Origin of the sequence: Aeromonas sp. s1(2024), from assembly GCF_040908005.1 — a bacterium.
In the GTDB taxonomy this organism is placed as follows: domain Bacteria; phylum Pseudomonadota; class Gammaproteobacteria; order Enterobacterales; family Aeromonadaceae; genus Aeromonas; species Aeromonas caviae.
This window is the reverse complement of sequence record NZ_JBFOCW010000068.1, coordinates 14,366-30,460: the sequence shown is the minus strand read 5'-3', so window position 1 is coordinate 30,460 and position 16,095 is coordinate 14,366. Positions and strand designations below refer to the sequence as shown.

At 60.1% G+C, this 16,095-nt stretch carries 11 protein-coding genes; 7 read left to right on the top strand and 4 right to left on the bottom strand.

The genetic code is table 11. The features are described from left to right. The first annotated feature begins 58 nt into the window (after window positions 1-58). Window positions 59-1,447: a DASS family sodium-coupled anion symporter gene (locus AB5Y70_RS16585; RefSeq protein WP_010674893.1), complete on the top strand. Its 1,389-nt coding sequence runs from the start codon at window positions 59-61 to the stop codon at window positions 1,445-1,447. 201 nt (window positions 1,448-1,648) lie between these two features. After that, window positions 1,649-2,215, top strand: a complete 567-nt coding sequence (locus AB5Y70_RS16580) for a cytochrome b/b6 domain-containing protein (RefSeq protein ID WP_010674894.1) — start codon at window positions 1,649-1,651, stop codon at window positions 2,213-2,215. A 64-nt stretch (window positions 2,216-2,279) separates the two neighbouring features. Here AB5Y70_RS16580 and AB5Y70_RS16575 read toward each other — a convergent pair whose 3' ends face one another. Together AB5Y70_RS16575 and AB5Y70_RS16570 are read right to left on the bottom strand one after the other, a co-directional pair. Further along, window positions 2,280-4,754 carry a glycogen/starch/alpha-glucan phosphorylase gene (locus AB5Y70_RS16575; protein WP_010674895.1) on the bottom strand — a complete coding sequence of 825 codons (2,475 nt, stop codon included), beginning with the start codon at window positions 4,752-4,754 and terminating at the stop codon, window positions 2,280-2,282. A gap of 393 nt (window positions 4,755-5,147) precedes the next feature. Next, the gene (locus AB5Y70_RS16570) at window positions 5,148-5,345 is read right to left on the bottom strand and encodes a DUF4250 domain-containing protein (protein ID WP_005323525.1); all 198 of its coding nucleotides are present in this window, start codon (window positions 5,343-5,345) and stop codon (window positions 5,148-5,150) included. Window positions 5,346-5,579: 234 nt separating this feature from the next. On the opposite strand from AB5Y70_RS16570, the gene AB5Y70_RS16565 reads away from it, so the two are divergent. Next, window positions 5,580-6,059, top strand: a complete 480-nt coding sequence (locus tag AB5Y70_RS16565; RefSeq protein WP_010674896.1) for a cell division inhibitor — start codon at window positions 5,580-5,582, stop codon at window positions 6,057-6,059. Window positions 6,060-6,348: 289 nt separating this feature from the next. Here AB5Y70_RS16565 and AB5Y70_RS16560 read toward each other — a convergent pair whose 3' ends face one another. Then, a complete protein-coding gene (locus tag AB5Y70_RS16560) occupies window positions 6,349-7,872 on the bottom strand; it encodes a fumarate hydratase (protein ID WP_010674897.1) in 1,524 nt (507 codons plus the stop codon). A 297-nt stretch (window positions 7,873-8,169) separates the two neighbouring features. Between AB5Y70_RS16560 and pabB the strand changes: the two genes are divergently transcribed. The 3 genes from pabB to AB5Y70_RS16545 all read left to right on the top strand — a co-directional run bounded on the left by pabB (window position 8,170) and on the right by AB5Y70_RS16545 (window position 11,577). Beyond that, window positions 8,170-9,453, top strand: a complete 1,284-nt coding sequence (gene pabB, locus AB5Y70_RS16555) for an aminodeoxychorismate synthase component I (RefSeq protein WP_041201622.1) — start codon at window positions 8,170-8,172, stop codon at window positions 9,451-9,453. Between the two features lie 43 nt (window positions 9,454-9,496). Further along, entirely contained in the window at window positions 9,497-10,063 is a 567-nt protein-coding gene (locus AB5Y70_RS16550) for a CoA pyrophosphatase (protein WP_029314598.1), read from the top strand. A gap of 215 nt (window positions 10,064-10,278) precedes the next feature. Beyond that, on the top strand, window positions 10,279-11,577 hold the full coding sequence (locus tag AB5Y70_RS16545; protein WP_029314600.1) for a serine/threonine transporter: 1,299 nt from the start codon (window positions 10,279-10,281) through the stop codon (window positions 11,575-11,577). Between the two features lie 740 nt (window positions 11,578-12,317). On the opposite strand, the gene sstT is transcribed toward AB5Y70_RS16545, so the two are convergent. After that, on the bottom strand, window positions 12,318-13,568 hold the full coding sequence (gene sstT / locus AB5Y70_RS16540; RefSeq protein ID WP_010674901.1) for a serine/threonine transporter SstT: 1,251 nt from the start codon (window positions 13,566-13,568) through the stop codon (window positions 12,318-12,320). 332 nt (window positions 13,569-13,900) lie between these two features. Here sstT and AB5Y70_RS16535 point away from each other — a divergent pair, with 332 nt between their 5' ends. Next, window positions 13,901-15,823: an ATP-dependent DNA helicase RecQ gene (locus AB5Y70_RS16535; RefSeq protein ID WP_114523010.1), complete on the top strand. Its 1,923-nt coding sequence runs from the start codon at window positions 13,901-13,903 to the stop codon at window positions 15,821-15,823. Window positions 15,824-16,095 lie beyond the last annotated feature (272 nt).

Genomic DNA, 16,095 nt, shown 5'->3' with positions numbered 1-16,095 from the left:
GGGGATATATGTAACCTCGGCATCACAACAACAACCATAAATTAACCGAGAGAACGTTATGCACACATCGGCTGTACCTCCGACTCCCCCCTCACGCTGGCTGGACATCAAGTCCGGGATCGTCATCCTGGATCTGCTCCTGCTCTGCGCCATGCTGGCATGGCTCCCGTTTGACCCCATGGTCAACAAGGGGCTGGCCATCCTAATCTTCATCGCCATCCTCTGGCTGACCGAGGCGGTGAACATCACCATCACTGCCATCTCCATCCCGGTGCTCGCCACCCTGCTCGGGGTGTTCGACATGAGCAAGTCGCTGACCGACTTTGCCAACCCCGTCCTGTTCCTCTTCTTTGGCGGCTTTGCCCTCGCTGCAGCCCTCTCCAAGCAGGGACTCGACACCCAGATCGCCGGCAAGGTGATGCAGCTCGCCAAGGGACACCTGGGCTGGGCTTCCATCGTGCTCTTCACCATCACGGCCGCCCTCTCCATGTGGATCAGCAACACCGCAACCGCGGCCATGATGATGCCGCTGGCCCTCGGCATGCTGAAAGGGCTGGACGTTCACAAGGAGCGCCGCACCCTGGTCTTCGTGCTGCTTGGCGTCGCCTATAGCGCCAGCATCGGTGGCATCGGCACACTGGTGGGCAGCCCCCCCAATGCCATCGCCGCCGCCCAGATGGGCTTGGGCTTCACCGACTGGCTGGAGTTCGGCATCCCCGTGGTGATCATCTTCATGCCGGTAGGCATCGGCCTGCTCTACTGGGTGACCCGTCCCAATCTCTCCCACCAGGTCAGCACCGAGCAGGTCACCATCGAGTGGACAGGTCAGCGCAAAGTGACCCTGGCCATCTTCCTGACCACGGTGCTGCTGTGGATTGGATCCCAGCCTCTTGCCAAGGCGCTGGGCGGCATTCCCCAGTTCGATACCCTGATCGCCATGGGCGCCATCCTGGCCATCGCCGTCAGCCGCGTCGCCAGCTGGGATGACATCAACCAGAACACCGACTGGGGCGTGCTGCTGCTGTTCGGGGGTGGTCTCACCTTGAGCGCCATCCTCAAGCAGACCGGGGCCAACGCCTTCCTGGCGGAGCACCTCTCCAGCGGCCTCTCCTCCATGCCCATCTTCGTGATCCTGCTCTGCCTGGCCGCCTTCGTGGTGTTCCTGACCGAGCTGGTCTCCAACACCGCCACTGCCGCGCTGCTGGTGCCGCTGTTCGCCGGGGTGGCCGAGGCACTGGGGGTCTCCCCCATCGTGGTCTCCGTGCTGATCGCTGTCGGCGCCTCCTGTGCCTTCATGCTGCCGGTGGCCACGCCTCCCAACGCCATCGTCTTCGCCAGCGGCCATATCCAGCAGCGGGAGATGATGCGGGCCGGCCTGGTACTGAACCTGGTGTTCACCGTCATCCTGACCATGCTGGCCTATTTCATGGGGGATATCCTCCACTGAGGTTCGCCCCCTAATGCCCCTCCAAGCCCCGCATCGCCGGGGCTTTTTCTCGCCCCGAAACCACCGCACTCCCTACCCGCGACATCACGGCGACATTAACTTGCACTTAAGAAATCGCCTCCATGATGCTGACAACGGCCATCACGCAGTCATGGCTGACGATGGCGATGATCATGGACATCACGACAAGGGGATCACCTCATGGGTAAGACGATGCAGAACAACCGTGAAATCAAGGTATGGGATCCGGTGGTCAGGGTATTTCACTGGGCCACTGTGCTGTTGTGCGTGCTGAATCTCTTCATCCTTGAAGAGGGGGCGCGCAACCACCGCTATGCGGGATATGCGCTGGCCGGACTGCTGGCACTGCGCATCGTATGGGGATTCATCGGCTCCTATCATGCCCGCTTCGCCCAGTGGCTGCCGACACCGACCGGCGTCATCACCTATCTCAAGGAGACGATCAAGGGGCGCCACCCCTACTACGCCGGTCAAAATCCTTTGGGGTCCTTGATGATACTGCTGCTGTTGACCTGCCTTGTCGGCACCGCCGCCAGCGGGATCATGACCGAATACGGGCCGCTCTCCGGCACCCATCGCATGGAAGAGATCCACGAGTTCTTTGCCAAGGGGCTGCAGGTGGCCATCTTCGTCCATGTACTGGCCGTCATCGCCCTGGATCGTCTGGTACGGGGTGATCTCGTCAGGGCGATGATCACCGGCAAGAAACGGGTGCCGGCGGACACCCGGGTGGTCGACAGGCCCTGAGCCTCCCTCAGCCCGACAGATGAAAAAAAACCCCGCATCGCGGGGTTTTTCACAGGAGCAGACATCAGCCGACGCTGCAGCTCGTCAGTTTCCAGATACGGTCTACGTAATCCTGGATGGAGCGGTCGGAGTTGAACTTGCCCATGGTGGCAGAGTTGATGATGGCTTTCTTCGCCCACAGGGCCGGATCCCGGTACCAGGCATCGATCAGCTTGTGCGCCTCGGAGTAGGACTCGAAATCCGCCAGTGTCAGGTAAGGGTCTCCCCCTTCCAGCAAGGAGCGCTTGATGGAGGCCAGCTCACCCGGACGACCCGGCGTGAAGTAGTCGGTATCAAACCAGTCCAGCACGGCTTTCAGCTCGGAGTTGGCGTAGTAGAAGTCATACGGGTTGTAGCCGCGCACCTTCAGGGACTTCACCTCGTCCACATTCAGACCGAAGATGGCGCAGTTCTCGGCACCCGCCTCTTCGGCGATCTCGATGTTGGCTCCATCCAGCGTCCCGATGGTGATGGCACCGTTCAGCGCCATCTTCATGTTGCCGGTACCGGATGCTTCGTAACCTGCGGTGGAGATCTGCTCGGAGACATCCGCCGCCGGGATCAGCTTCTCGGCAAGGCTCACGCGGTAGTTCGGCATGAACACCACTTTCAGCTTGCCCTGAATACGGGCGTCGTTGTTGACCCGCTCCGCCAGCTTGTTGATGGCGTAGATGATGTCCTTGGCCAGCTTGTAGCCGGGCGCCGCCTTGGAGCCGAAGATGAACACCCGCGGATGCATGTCATAGTCCGGGTTCGCCAGCAGGCGACGGTAGAGCGCCATGATGTGGATGAGGTTCAGTTGCTGGCGCTTGTACTCGTGCAGACGCTTGATCTGGACGTCGAAGATCGCCTCCGCACTCACGTCGATGCCGGTTTCCGCCTTGATGACCTTGACCAGCTTCTCCTTGTTGTGGCGCTTGATGGTCATGAACTGCTGCTGGAACGCCTTGTCGTCGGCAAACTTCACCACGCTGCGCAGCTTGTCCAGTTGCAGCGGCCACTCCTTGCCCACCACCTCGTTGTAGAGTTCGGCCAGTTCCGGGTTGCAGGCCAGCAGCCAGCGACGGGGAGTCACACCATTGGTGACGTTGCACATCTTCTCGGGCCACAGCTCGGCATACTCGGGGAAGAGATCTTCCTTCACCAGCTTGGAGTGGATCTCGGCCACGCCGTTCACCTTGGAGGAGCCGATGACGCACAGGTTGCCCATACGCACCTTGCGCACGTCACCCTCTTCGATGATGGAGAGCTTGGCCTTGATGGCATCGTTGCCCGGCCACTTGGGCTCCACCAGCTCGTTCAGGAAGCGGGCGTTGATTTCATAAATGATCTCGAGGTGACGGGGCAGTACCTTCTCGAACAGGCTGACGGACCACTTCTCCAGCGCTTCCGGCAGCAGGGTGTGGTTGGTGTAGGAGAAGACCTGATAGCAGATGCCCCAGGCGGTATCCCAGTTCAGCCCCTCTTCGTCCACCAGCACGCGCATCAGCTCGGGGATGGCCACGGTGGGGTGGGTATCGTTGAGCTGGATGGCGATTTGCGCGGCAAAGTTGCTGAAGTCACTGCCATGCACCCGCTTGTAGCGACGCATGATGTCCTTGATGGAGCAGGCGCAGAAGAAGTACTGCTGGATCAGGCGCAGCTCCTTGCCGGCGTCGGTCTCATCGTTCGGGTAGAGCACCTTGGAGATGGTCTCGGCCTGGGCCTTCTCGGCCTGGGAGTCGATATAACCACCGGCGTTGAACACGTCCCAGTCGAAGAACTCGGAGGCGCGGGATTCCCACAGACGCAGGATGTTGACGGTGTGACCACCGAAGCCGACCACCGGAATGTCCCAGGGCACCCCTTTGATCTTGCGACCGGCGTGCCACACCTTCTTCAGGCCACCCTTGTCACCAAAGACGGTCTCCACGTAGCCGTAGAGCGGGATCTCCTGCACCGATTCCGGGCGGCAGATCTCCCAGGGGTTGCCATATTCGCGCCAGGAGTCCGGACGCTCGATCTGACGGCCATCCTGAATTTCCTGACGGAACAGGCCGTGCTCGTAGTGGATGCCATAGCCCACCGCCGGGTAGTTCAGAGTGGCCAGGGAATCGATGAAGCAGGCAGCCAGACGACCCAGGCCGCCGTTGCCAAGGGCCATGTCAGGCTCTTGTTCACACAGATCGGTCAGTTCCAGACCAAGTTCACCCAGCGCCTCTTCACAGACTTTGTAGAGGGAGAGGTTGTGCAGGTTGTTGGAGGTCAAACGCCCCATCAAAAATTCAGCAGAGAGATAGTGAATCGCACGAGTATCTTTCTTGAAGTGAGCCTGCTGAGTACGGGTCAGGCGCTCGTACACCTGTTCATTGACGGCGGCAGCGGTCGCTTTCCACCAGGCATCCGGAGAGGCTTTCTGTTCGCTTGTACCCAAGGTAGAACGCAGGTGACGCACGATACTCGCCTTGAGCTGATCTTTATCCAGTTGGAGATCCTGGTCTGTCTTCTTCTTGGTAGCCATAAACCATTTTCCTTCGTTACAAATAAAAAATGTCATCCCATCGGGTGGACCGGCGCTGTTGTTATCTCAGAATATGCTCCGGCGGGGGCATACTAGCTAAAGCCAAGGGTTTAAAAGTTAACGTGAGTCACACTTTAACGCATAAAAATGACAGTTTCACCATGAAAACCCTTTCCTTTAGCCAGCCTGAATGAAATATAAATTTCGTTTTAAATCATAGTGATATAAGAAAACAAAAAAGATAGTTTCATGAATAGGTTTTCAATGATTGCCTGTGACTGAAAATACGTGAAAATAACCGCCGACTAGGGAGAAATTGAAAGCGCTTTCAATTCACACCCCCTCGTCAGGTAATAAAAAGGATGCCCCAATCGGAGCACCCTTTGATTTCAATTAACCATGTGCCTTGAACTGATTGCTCATAGGGTCGTAGTGATACCCGATCTGTTGCAGACGTGTAGCCAGCTGATCTTCTGTCATGTCGTAGTAAGCCAGCAGCTCTTCCAGACCATCACACTCCAGCCGCAGCTTCTCGTTGATGATCCCGAGCAGAATGTTCGCATCCAGTCGTTGCAAGGTACTAACGTCCATCTCGCTCCCTCCTCTCCCTATACAGGACTGTATAACCATGAGCGCCGACCCGAAGTTTGTCTACAGGTTAAAAAACACCCTGTATAAGGAAGATATAAATATCCTTTTTAATCATGTAGTTAAACTCATCTCCTGTTAATCGGCTCACACTTTTAGCCACAAATGACTTGTCACTCCTTGCGAACAGAACTACTGTATGCGCATACAGCATGGTTATTCATACAGGAACGACATATGAGCCAGCCCCTGAATCTTTGCCCCCCCTCCTCCTCTGCCGGTCTGATCACCACCTGGCCCACTCGCCATCAGAGCAAGATGGGACAAGAGCAGCGGCGCGGCCCTCTCCATCAGGAAGCGCCGCTGCTGGATGCCCTGGGGCAACTGAGTCAGTCTGACAGTGGCTGGATCCTGCTCGTCGCCCCGCCCGGTCTGCCCGCCGCCGCGCAATTGCAGGCCAGAGGGATCAATCCTGCCAGGGTGCTTGTCGTGCACGCCCCCAAGATCAAGAATTGGCAGCGCCTGCTGGAGCAGAGCCTGATCAATGGTCACTGCGCCGCCGTGCTGACCTGGCTGCCCGAACAGGTCGCCCTGGACCGGAGCACATTGAGCACCCTGGGCCAGCGTGCCGGTGTCCTGACCCGCTTCTTCGAGCCCGCAACCCCTCTGGGTGGGGCACTGAGCTACGGCGGCCAGGATATCTACCTGAACCACTGATCGCCCCTTCGGCGTGACAGCCAATGCGCCGGCATTGCCCACCGGGTTATCCAGGCTTCCGACCCGGGATGCCATGGCGACAAAGACAAAGACAAAGCAGCACAGCAGCACAGCAGCACAGCAGCACAGCAGCACAGCAGCACAGCAGCACAGCAGCACAGCAGCAGTAAATTTGCTCAGGCCCAGACCGTCAAATGGGGCCCGCAAAAAAAGGCGACCCGAGGGTCGCCTTTCAACATGCTGCTGTACGGGGGCTAATCGCCCTCCGTTTGCATCGAAGTCCGATTGATCAAGCCAGCTTGGTCTCCAGCTCGGCAATTTTGGCGGACCAGTAGGCCGGGCCGGTCTCGTGGATGTTGTTGCCCTGGGAGTCGACCGCCACGGTGACCGGCATGTCTTCCACCTCGAACTCGTAGATGGCCTCCATCCCCAGATCGGCAAAGGCCACCACGCGCGCCTTCTTGATGGCTTTCGCTACCAGATAGGCGGCGCCGCCCACCGCCATCAGGTAGACAGCCTGGTGCTGCTTGATGCTCTCGACCGTCTTGGGGCCGCGCTCGGACTTGCCGATCATGCCGATAAGGCCGGTTTCTCCCAGCATCATGTCGGTGAATTTGTCCATCCGGGTGGACGTGGTGGGGCCAGCCGGGCCGACCACCTCGTCACGCACCGCATCGACCGGGCCCACGTAATAGATGAAGCGGTTGGTGAAATCGACCCCTTCCGGCAGTCCTTCACCTTTTTTCAGCATGTCGGCGATGCGCTTGTGGGCGGCGTCGCGGCCGGTCAGGATCTTGCCGGAGAGCAGCACGGTATCACCGCTCTTCCAGCTGGCAAGCTCTGCCTTGGTGATGCCATCCACGTTGACCCGGCGCACATTGCCACCGGACTCACGGGTGATCTCCGGCCAGTCTTCCAGCCTGGGGGGTGTCAGCTCCGCCGGGCCGGAGCCATCGAGTTCGAAATGCACGTGACGGGTGGCGGCGCAGTTGGGGATCATCACCACGGGCTTGGAGGCGGCGTGGGTCGGTGCGGATTTCACCTTCACATCCAGCACCGTGGTCAGGCCGCCCAGCCCCTGGGCACCGATCCCGAGCTTATTGACCTTGTCATAGAGCTCGACCCTCAGCTTCTCTTCGGTGGTCTCGGGACCACGGGCAATCAGCTCCTGGATGTCTATGTGCTCCATCAGAGCTTCCTTGGCGAGCACCGCCGCCTTCTCGGCGGTGCCGCCGATGCCGATGCCGAGCATGCCGGGCGGGCACCAGCCAGCCCCCATGGTCGGCACCGTCTTGAGCACCCACTCCACGATGTCGTCGGAGGGATTGAGCATCACCATCTTCGATTTGTTTTCGGAGCCGCCGCCCTTGGCCGCGATACTCACTTCCACCTTGTTGCCCGGGATCATGTCGATGTGCACGACAGCGGGGGCATTGTCTTTGGTGTTCTTGCGGCTGCCGGCCGGATCCGCCAGCACGGAGGCGCGCAGCGGGTTGTCCGGATTGGTATAGGCGCGGCGGGTGCCCTCATCCACCATCTCCTGGACCGTCATGTCGCTGTCCCACTGTACCTGCATGCCGATCTTGACGAAGCAGGTGACGATACCGGTGTCCTGACAGAGCGGGCGATGACCTTCGGCAGACATGCGGGAGTTGATCAGAATCTGGGCCAGGGCATCTTTGGCGGCCGGGTTGATCTCGCGGTCATAGGCGGCCTTGGCGGCCTGCACGAAATCGAGGGGGTGGTAGAAGGAGATGTACTGCAGGGCGTCAGCAATGGAATCGATAAAGTCCTGTTTTCTAATGATGCTCATATCATCCTCACTGGTCCTTGTTATCGCTTGCGCGAGCAAGGGCTTCCATATGAGCCGGGCCTTCGGCAGGTGGCAAATGCACCTGGAGCCGGCAGACTGCGGCGTGTTTTTATAACGGTGTTTTTCTTAAAAATGCCGGCGGCCATGATACGCTTGACCACCCGAACCGGCTAGGGAGCCGGGCGCAAACTGTTGCCTATGTAACAAAAAATGAAACCAAGACTGCATATCCACCATTTCGACCCGCAGGCCTCGCTCCACACCTGGTTTGCCTGCCTGCAACACCAACCCTGGGCCATCCTGCTGGAATCCGCCGGCCCCCTGGGGGCTGACAACGGTTTTGACATCATCAGCGCCGATCCGCTTGCCACCCTGGAAACCCGGGGTACCAGCACCTGCCTCACCCAGGATAACCACCAGCACCATCATGACGGCGATCCCCTCGCCCTGCTCGCCAAGACCCAGCAAGCCCTGCTTGGGGAGCGCGTTGAGGATGACTCGGGATTGCCGTTTATCGGGGGAGCCCTGGGACTCTTTGGCTACGATCTGGGCCGACGATTCGAGCGTCTGCCCGCAGTGGCGCAACAGGACATCCAGGTGCCCGACATGGCGGTCGGGATCTACGACTGGGCGCTGCTGCGAAATGTCGCGACGGGACACTGGCAACTGGCCCACTGGGGTGATGAAGCCGGCCTCGCCCGCAGGCTCGACTGGCTGATGGCGCAGCGCGAACGACCCCCCCTCCCCCTTCGCCTGACCGGCCCCTGGCAGAGCAACATGACGCGGGCCGAATACGGAGACAAGTTTGCCCGTATCCAGGCCTATCTGGCGGCGGGGGATTGTTACCAGATCAACCTGACCCAGCGCTTCAGCGCCCCTTATCAGGGGGATGAATGGTCCGCCTATCTCGCCCTGAGCGCCGCCAACAAGGCGCCGTTCTCCGCCTTTGTCCGCCTGCCGCACAGCGCCATTCTGAGCCTCTCCCCGGAGCGTTTCCTGCTGCTCGACAAGCGCCATATCGAGACCAAGCCCATCAAGGGCACCCGGCCTCGCCACCCTGATCCCGCCCAGGATGCCAGGGTGGCCGAGTCGCTCGCCAGCGCCGACAAGGACAGATCGGAGAACCTGATGATCGTCGATCTGCTGCGCAACGACATCGGCCGGGTGAGCCGGCCGGGGTCGGTCACGGTCCCGCACCTCTTTGCCGTGGAATCCTTCCCGGCGGTGCATCATCTGGTTTCCACCATTCACGGAGAACTGGATGCGCGCTGGCAAGAAGTGGATCTGCTGCGGGCCTGCTTCCCCGGCGGCTCCATCACAGGGGCTCCCAAGATCCGGGCGATGGAGATCATCGAGGAGCTGGAACCGGTGCGGCGCAATGCCTACTGCGGCAGCATCGGTTATCTGAGTCAGCACGGAAGGATGGATACCAGCATCTGCATCCGTACCCTGATCGCCGAAGCCGGTCAGCTGCACTGCTGGGCGGGGGGCGGCATCATCGCCGACTCCGATCCCGACGCCGAATATCAGGAGACCTACGACAAGGTGGCCCGCATCCTGCCACTGCTCGATGCCCTTTGACCCCATCCGGCCCTGCGGGGCCGACACAAGGAGACCCATGGAGATGACGAGTGCCGAGCTGCTGACCCGCTTTTTGCTGCAGCGCCCCGCCCCCGCCCATCGCCTGGCACTGGCCGGGCTCAAACCTGCCGCCGTGTTGATCCCCCTGGTGGAGCGCCCCGAGGGCCTGCACCTGCTGCTGACGCGCCGCAGCGCCGCCCTGCGCCACCACCCGGGGCAGATCAGCTTTCCCGGCGGGCGCCAGGACCCGGAAGACCGGGACCTCATTCACACCGCGCTCAGGGAAACCGAGGAGGAGCTTGGCATTCCCCCCTCCCAGATCCGGATCATCGGCAGCCTCACCCCTCTCAATACCGTCTCACGCTACGATGTGCTGCCGGTCCTCGCCATGCTCGACCCAGGCTACGGGCTGACCCTGAGCCAGGACGAGGTGGCCCAGGCCTTCGAAGTCCCCCTCGCCCACGTGCTGGATCCGGGGCAGCACATAGCCCTGAGCCTGCCAAGGGCGGACGGACGTCACACCATCTATTGGATCCCTTGGGAGCAATCTTTCATCTGGGGGGCCACTGCCAGCATGATCCGCCAGCTTGCCCAACACATCTCGACATAACATTTCGACAACATGATGAGGTGGGAAATTATCCAGTTAACATTCAAATAACACTGCATTTGATAAATAAATTTTGATTTTTTATTCTTTTGATCACATTTCTACAAGAAAGTACGGGTTTTAGCCGCACAAAGGTGAATTTGATCAACATTTTTGATTAAAAAGAAAGTATTCTTGCGCCGACTAATTAAAACCACACATTCGGGGTGAGACACATGTCCAATACTGTCACTGGCGCACAGGATGTTGCAGCCGCACAGGAGCAAGGAATCAGCTCGGTCCAATCTCGCGGTTGGAGTAAACAAGACACCACCTGGGTGATCAGCCTGTTCGGTACCGCCGTCGGTGCAGGTATCCTGTTCCTGCCCATCAACGCCGGCATGGGTGGCTTCTGGCCGCTGGTAGTGATGGCGCTGCTGGTCGGCCCCATGACCTACCTGGCACACCGTGGTCTGGCGCGCTTCGTGCTCTCCTCCAAGCAGCCCAATGCCGACATCACCCAGGTGGTGGAAGAGCACTTCGGCGTGGGTGCCGGTAAATTGATCACCCTGCTCTACTTCTTTGCCATCTACCCCATCGTGCTGATCTACGGCGTGGGCATCACCAACACGGTGGAAAGCTTCCTGGTCAACCAGTTGCAGATGACGCCGCCCCCGCGCTGGATCCTCTCCATCGTGCTCATCATGGCCATGATGTCCGTGATGCTGGCTGGCGAGAAGCTGATGCTGAAAGTGACCGAGTTCCTGGTCTATCCGCTCATCGCCATTCTGGCGGGCATCTCCCTGTACCTGATCCCGGACTGGACCGGTGCGGCCCTGAATGAAATGCCGAGCACCAAGGATTTCGCCACCACCCTGTGGCTGACCATCCCGGTGCTGGTGTTCTCCTTCAACCACAGCCCGGCCATCTCCAGCTTCGCCCTGGCTCAGCGCCGTGATCACGGTGAGCATGCCGTCGCCAAGTCCGACGCCATCCTCAAGCGCACCGCCATCATTCTGCTGGGCTTCGTGATGTTCTTCGTCTTCTCCTGCGTGATGAGCCTGACGCCGGCCCAGCTGGCAGAAGCCAAGTCCCAGAACATCGCCGTGCTCTCCTACCTGGCCAACCAGCATGCGAGCCCCATCATCTCCTACTTCGGTCCGCTGGTTGCCTTCGTGGCCATCGTCTCCTCCTTCTTCGGCCACTATCTGGGTGCCCGTGAAGGTCTGAAAGGGATGATCGTCCAGAACATGCGCAGCTCCGGCAAGGCACCGAACCACAAGAAAGTGGAGCTGTTCATCATCGCCTTCTTCATCCTGACCCTGTGGGGCGTGGCCGTGATCAACCCCTCCATCCTCGGGATGATCGAATCCCTGGGTGGCCCCATCATCGCCACCATCCTGTTCCTCATGCCCATGTACGCCATCAAGCGCGTCCCGGCCATGGCGAAATACCAGGGTCAGATCAGCAACGTCTTCGTGGCGACCATGGGCCTTATCGCCATCTCCGCCATCCTTTATCAACTGGTCGGCTAAGCCTTCCTGCGATACCGTCGGGCCAGCATCTGGCCCGGCGCCTCCCACAGCCCGGCAGATCTCCTCTGCCGGGCTGAGTTCGTTGTGATCATAAGGTACTGGGCTCAGATGATCAGAGCCCCCTGCCCTCAAATCAGAGACAGCCCTTTCACCCACTCTCTTTCCCCTTGGTGACAGCTTGCCGCTCATATTCCTTCCCCAATGACACACGACCAAGACGTACTGTGTTATCCCGTCATCTGCTGCGCGCCATCGGCCTTGCCAGACAGAACACCAGAGCCCTTGTCCTTACCAGGAACGCCCGCTCTTCGGGGTTTAGCCCAGAGAGCCGACACCCCCACCCAATGGAGCCTTTCTTCAAGGTACTCAGGGAAAGTACCGGCTACAGGGCGCAGGCAAACCGCCGAGAGGGCCTTGACCGGGCTTCCCGTACAGCGTCCGAAGAGCAGATGACCCCTTCGGTCACCAGAGGGGATGTCACACGCCGCCATGCTGACAGCACAATCAGCCCGATATGCCCGGCGAATGCAGCGCCGGGCACGTTTGTACAGGGAATGGCTTGTTGGCGGTGGCGAGAACACGTAAGGCAGCCAACGGGCCCCTCCCGAGAAATCACACAGGGGGATCCGAGCACTGTCAGTGCCATGACACGGCGAGAAGGTGCAGGGCGCCTGACGCGCGCGCAAATAAAAAGCGCCCTCCGAAGAGGGCGCCTGTGCAGAGCGGAAAGTCTGAGGGGATCAAGCTTCGCGGCTGGGGACCGGGGCGGCATCCAGCAGGCTCTCATCCTCGGCCATGCAGGCCGCCGCAGTGAACAGCACGTCGGTGGAGCTGTTGAGGGCCGTTTCGGCGGAATCCTGCAACACCCCGATGATGAAGCCAACGGCCACCACCTGCATGGCGATGTCGTTGCTGATACCGAACAGGCTGCACGCCAGCGGGATCAGCAGCAGGGAGCCGCCCGCCACACCGGAGGCGCCACAGGCACTGATGGTGGCGACGACGGAGAGCAGAATGGCGGTTGCCATGTCCACTTCCATCCCCAGGGTATGCACCGCCGCCATGGAGAGCACGGTAATGGTGATGGCGGCGCCGGCCATGTTGATGGTGGCACCCAGCGGGATGGAGACCGCATAGGTGTCTTCCGGCAGGCGCAGCCTCTCGGCCAGGGCCATGTTGACCGGAATGTTGGCGGCGGAGCTGCGGGTGAAGAAGGCGGTCACACCGCTCTCTTTCAGGCAGGTCAGCACCAGGGGATAGGGGTTGCGCTTGATCTTCCAGAAGACGATGAGCGGATTGACCACGAAGGCGATGAACAGCATGCAGCCGATCAGTACCACCAGCAGCTGGGCATAGCCAAACAGCGCATCGAAGCCGGTTTCAGCCAGGGTGGAGGCAACCAGGCCCAGGATGCCGAGCGGAGCGCAACGGATCACGGCCTTGACGATGGCGGAAACCCCGTGAGACACATCGGAAATCAGTGATTTGGTGCTCTCATTGGCGTGACGCATGGCGATACCAAGGCCGATGGCCCAGGCCAGGATGCCGATATAGTTGGCTTCCAGCAGTGCTTTCACCGGGTTGGTCACCACGTTGAACAGCAGGGTCTGCAGCACTTCCGTGATGCCCCCCGGCGGCGTGATCTCGGTAGCGCCTGCCACCAGATGCAGGTTGGAGGGGAAGAGGAAGCTCGCCACCACTGCCACGGCAGCCGCCAGGAAGGTACCCAGCACATAGAGCAGCAGGATCGGTTTCATGTTGGTCTTCTGACCCTGCTTGTGGCCGATGATCGCCGACATCACCAGCACGAAGACCAGCAGCGGCGCCACGGCCTTCAGGGCACCGACGAACAGGCTGCCGAGCAGACCCGCCGCCTTGGCCCACTCGGGCATGAACATCGCAAGAAGGATACCGAATACCAGACCGACTAGGATCTGGCTAACCAGACTGGTGCTGTTGACCAGTCGAATGAGGGGGTGTTGTTGTGTCATCAAGTAGTCCCTGTGCACTCATGGTGCGTGAATCATTAGTCCTGTTGGCAACCAGCCCCGCGCATTGGCACCGGTCCGTTGACGGTGACGCCGTGGGCAGCTCTTCTGGTGGATCTGTCCCGTTCGCGTGGGGTTGCGGACAAGAATATCCCATCTGCCATGGTTTTTTTCCACATAATCACTGAAAAATATCAGGGTTACCTCACAAAAAATCTACAACAATGTGATAACACAATATCAACCACGGTCAAAATGTCACCAAACCAGTCCGATCATCGGCCACCACTGGGCCAGAAGTGATATGATGACGCCCTTTTTCAGGGAGCCTTGCCATGATCACCTCTTTATTGACCCGACACTTCGGCTTTGATCGCTTGCGGCCCGGGCAGGAAGCGGTGATCAGTCGTCTGCTGGCCGGCAAGAGCGCCGCAGCCATCTTCCCGACTGGCGCGGGGAAATCCCTCTGTTATCAATTGCCCGCCCTCGCACTGCCCCACCTGACCCTGGTCATCTCTCCCCTGCTGGCCCTGATGCACGATCAGCTCGCCTTTTTGCGCAGCAAGGGGATCGCCGCCGCCACTCTGGACTCCAGCCAGACAGCGGAAGAGAGCCGGCGCGTGATGCAGCAGGCCAGCGATGGCCAGCTCAAGATCCTGATGATTTCGGTGGAGCGCCTCAAAAATGAGCGCTTTCGCCGCTTCATCGCCCACATCCCCCTGTCACTGCTGGTGGTGGACGAGGCCCACTGCATCTCGGAGTGGGGCCACAACTTTCGCCCCGACTACCTCAAGCTGCCGGATCATCGCCGTGAACTGGCCATCCCCCAGGTGCTGTTGCTGACCGCCACCGCCACCCCGGCCGTCATGGCGGACATGCAGGCAAAATTTGCCATCGACCGGGACGATCTGGTGGTCACCGGTTTCTACAGACCCAATCTGGATCTGGCCGTCCTCCCGCTGGCCGGCAGTGCCCGCGATACCTGGCTGCGCGAGGAGCTGCACCGGGATCCGGCCGCCCCCACCATCGTCTACGTGACTCTGCAACACAGCGCAGAGCAGTGCGCCGCGCAGCTACAGGCCAGCGGCATCCGGGCATGCGCCTACCATGCGGGGCTCGATCCCGCCCTGCGCAGCCAGATCCAGCATGACTTCATGGCTGGCAGACTCGACTGCATCGTGGCCACCATCGCCTTTGGCATGGGCATCGACAAGGCCGACATTCGCCGGGTCATTCACTACGACCTGCCCAAGTCCATCGAGAACTACAGTCAGGAGATAGGCCGCGCCGGACGTGACGGGCTTCCCTCCCGCTGCACCGTGCTGGCGAGCCGCGCCCAGTTGCCGGTACTGGAAAACTTCGTCTATGGGGATACGCCGGACAGGGACGCCATCGCGCACTTGCTCGATATCGTGCGCCAGAGCGGCGCTGAGTGGGAATTCAGCCTGCTGCGCCTCTCCAACGAGACCAACATTCGCCAACTGCCCCTCAAGACCCTGCTGGTCTATCTGGAGATGGCGGGGGTCATTGCACCGGCCTACAGCTACTTTGCCGAGTACCGCTTCAGGTTCGTACTGGAAAAACAGGCGATCCTCGCTCGTTTCAATTCCGAACGCCGCCAGTTCCTGGAGCAGGTCTTTGCCTGCGCACCCCAGGCGCGCACCTGGTGCACCATGGACTTCGAAGCGCTGTGGCAGGGATACCAGGGGGAACGCCAGCGCGCCGCGACGGCGCTGGACTACCTGCAGCAGCAGGGTTGGATCGAGCTTGAAAGCAAGCAGATGACCGAGGTCTATCGGGTGCTGAGCCAGCAAATCGATACCGCGACCCTGGCCGAAGAGCTGCATGGATTGTTTGAAAAGAAAGAGCAGAGCGAACTGGCCCGCCTTCAGGCGCTGCTGGCCTTTTTCACCTCGACCACCTGCCTCAGCCATGAGCTTGCCCGCTATTTTGCCGACGACGCGGCCCCCGAGCGGTGCGGGCACTGTTCCGTCTGCCGGGGAGAGATCGCCGTGTTGCCGCCGCTTGCATCACCGGGCTTGCCCAACGAGCACGGTTTGCGCGCCTGGTGCGATCCGCTGATCGCCCTGTGCCATCAGCGCCATCCCAGGATCCTGACCCGTTTCCTGTGTGGCATCGCCACCCCGCTGACGACCCGTCTCAAGGCCAGGGATCTGGCCGGTTTTGGCCAGTTGGCGGACCATCCCTTCGCCGAGGTGCTGGCGGTGGTGTCAGCCCTCTATCCCGCCGAATCCTGAGCTTGCAGGTTTGGCGCCGTTCAGGCGCTGAAAAAATAAGACCCTCGCGGATGCGAGGGTCAAGCCAACGGAAACGTGCTTAAACAGAGCTTAGTATCTGCACAATCACCCACTCTCTTGCTAAAGCGATGACTGCTCGACACAGGGCCAATCTAGAGCAGCCAGAATGTAGCGTCAATGTAAAAATTAGAGCAAAAGCATCAAACAAATAACGTTACGTTAACGTAAGCGACACGTCTTTTTACCCTCTATTCCCTGCCGCCCTTGCCCTT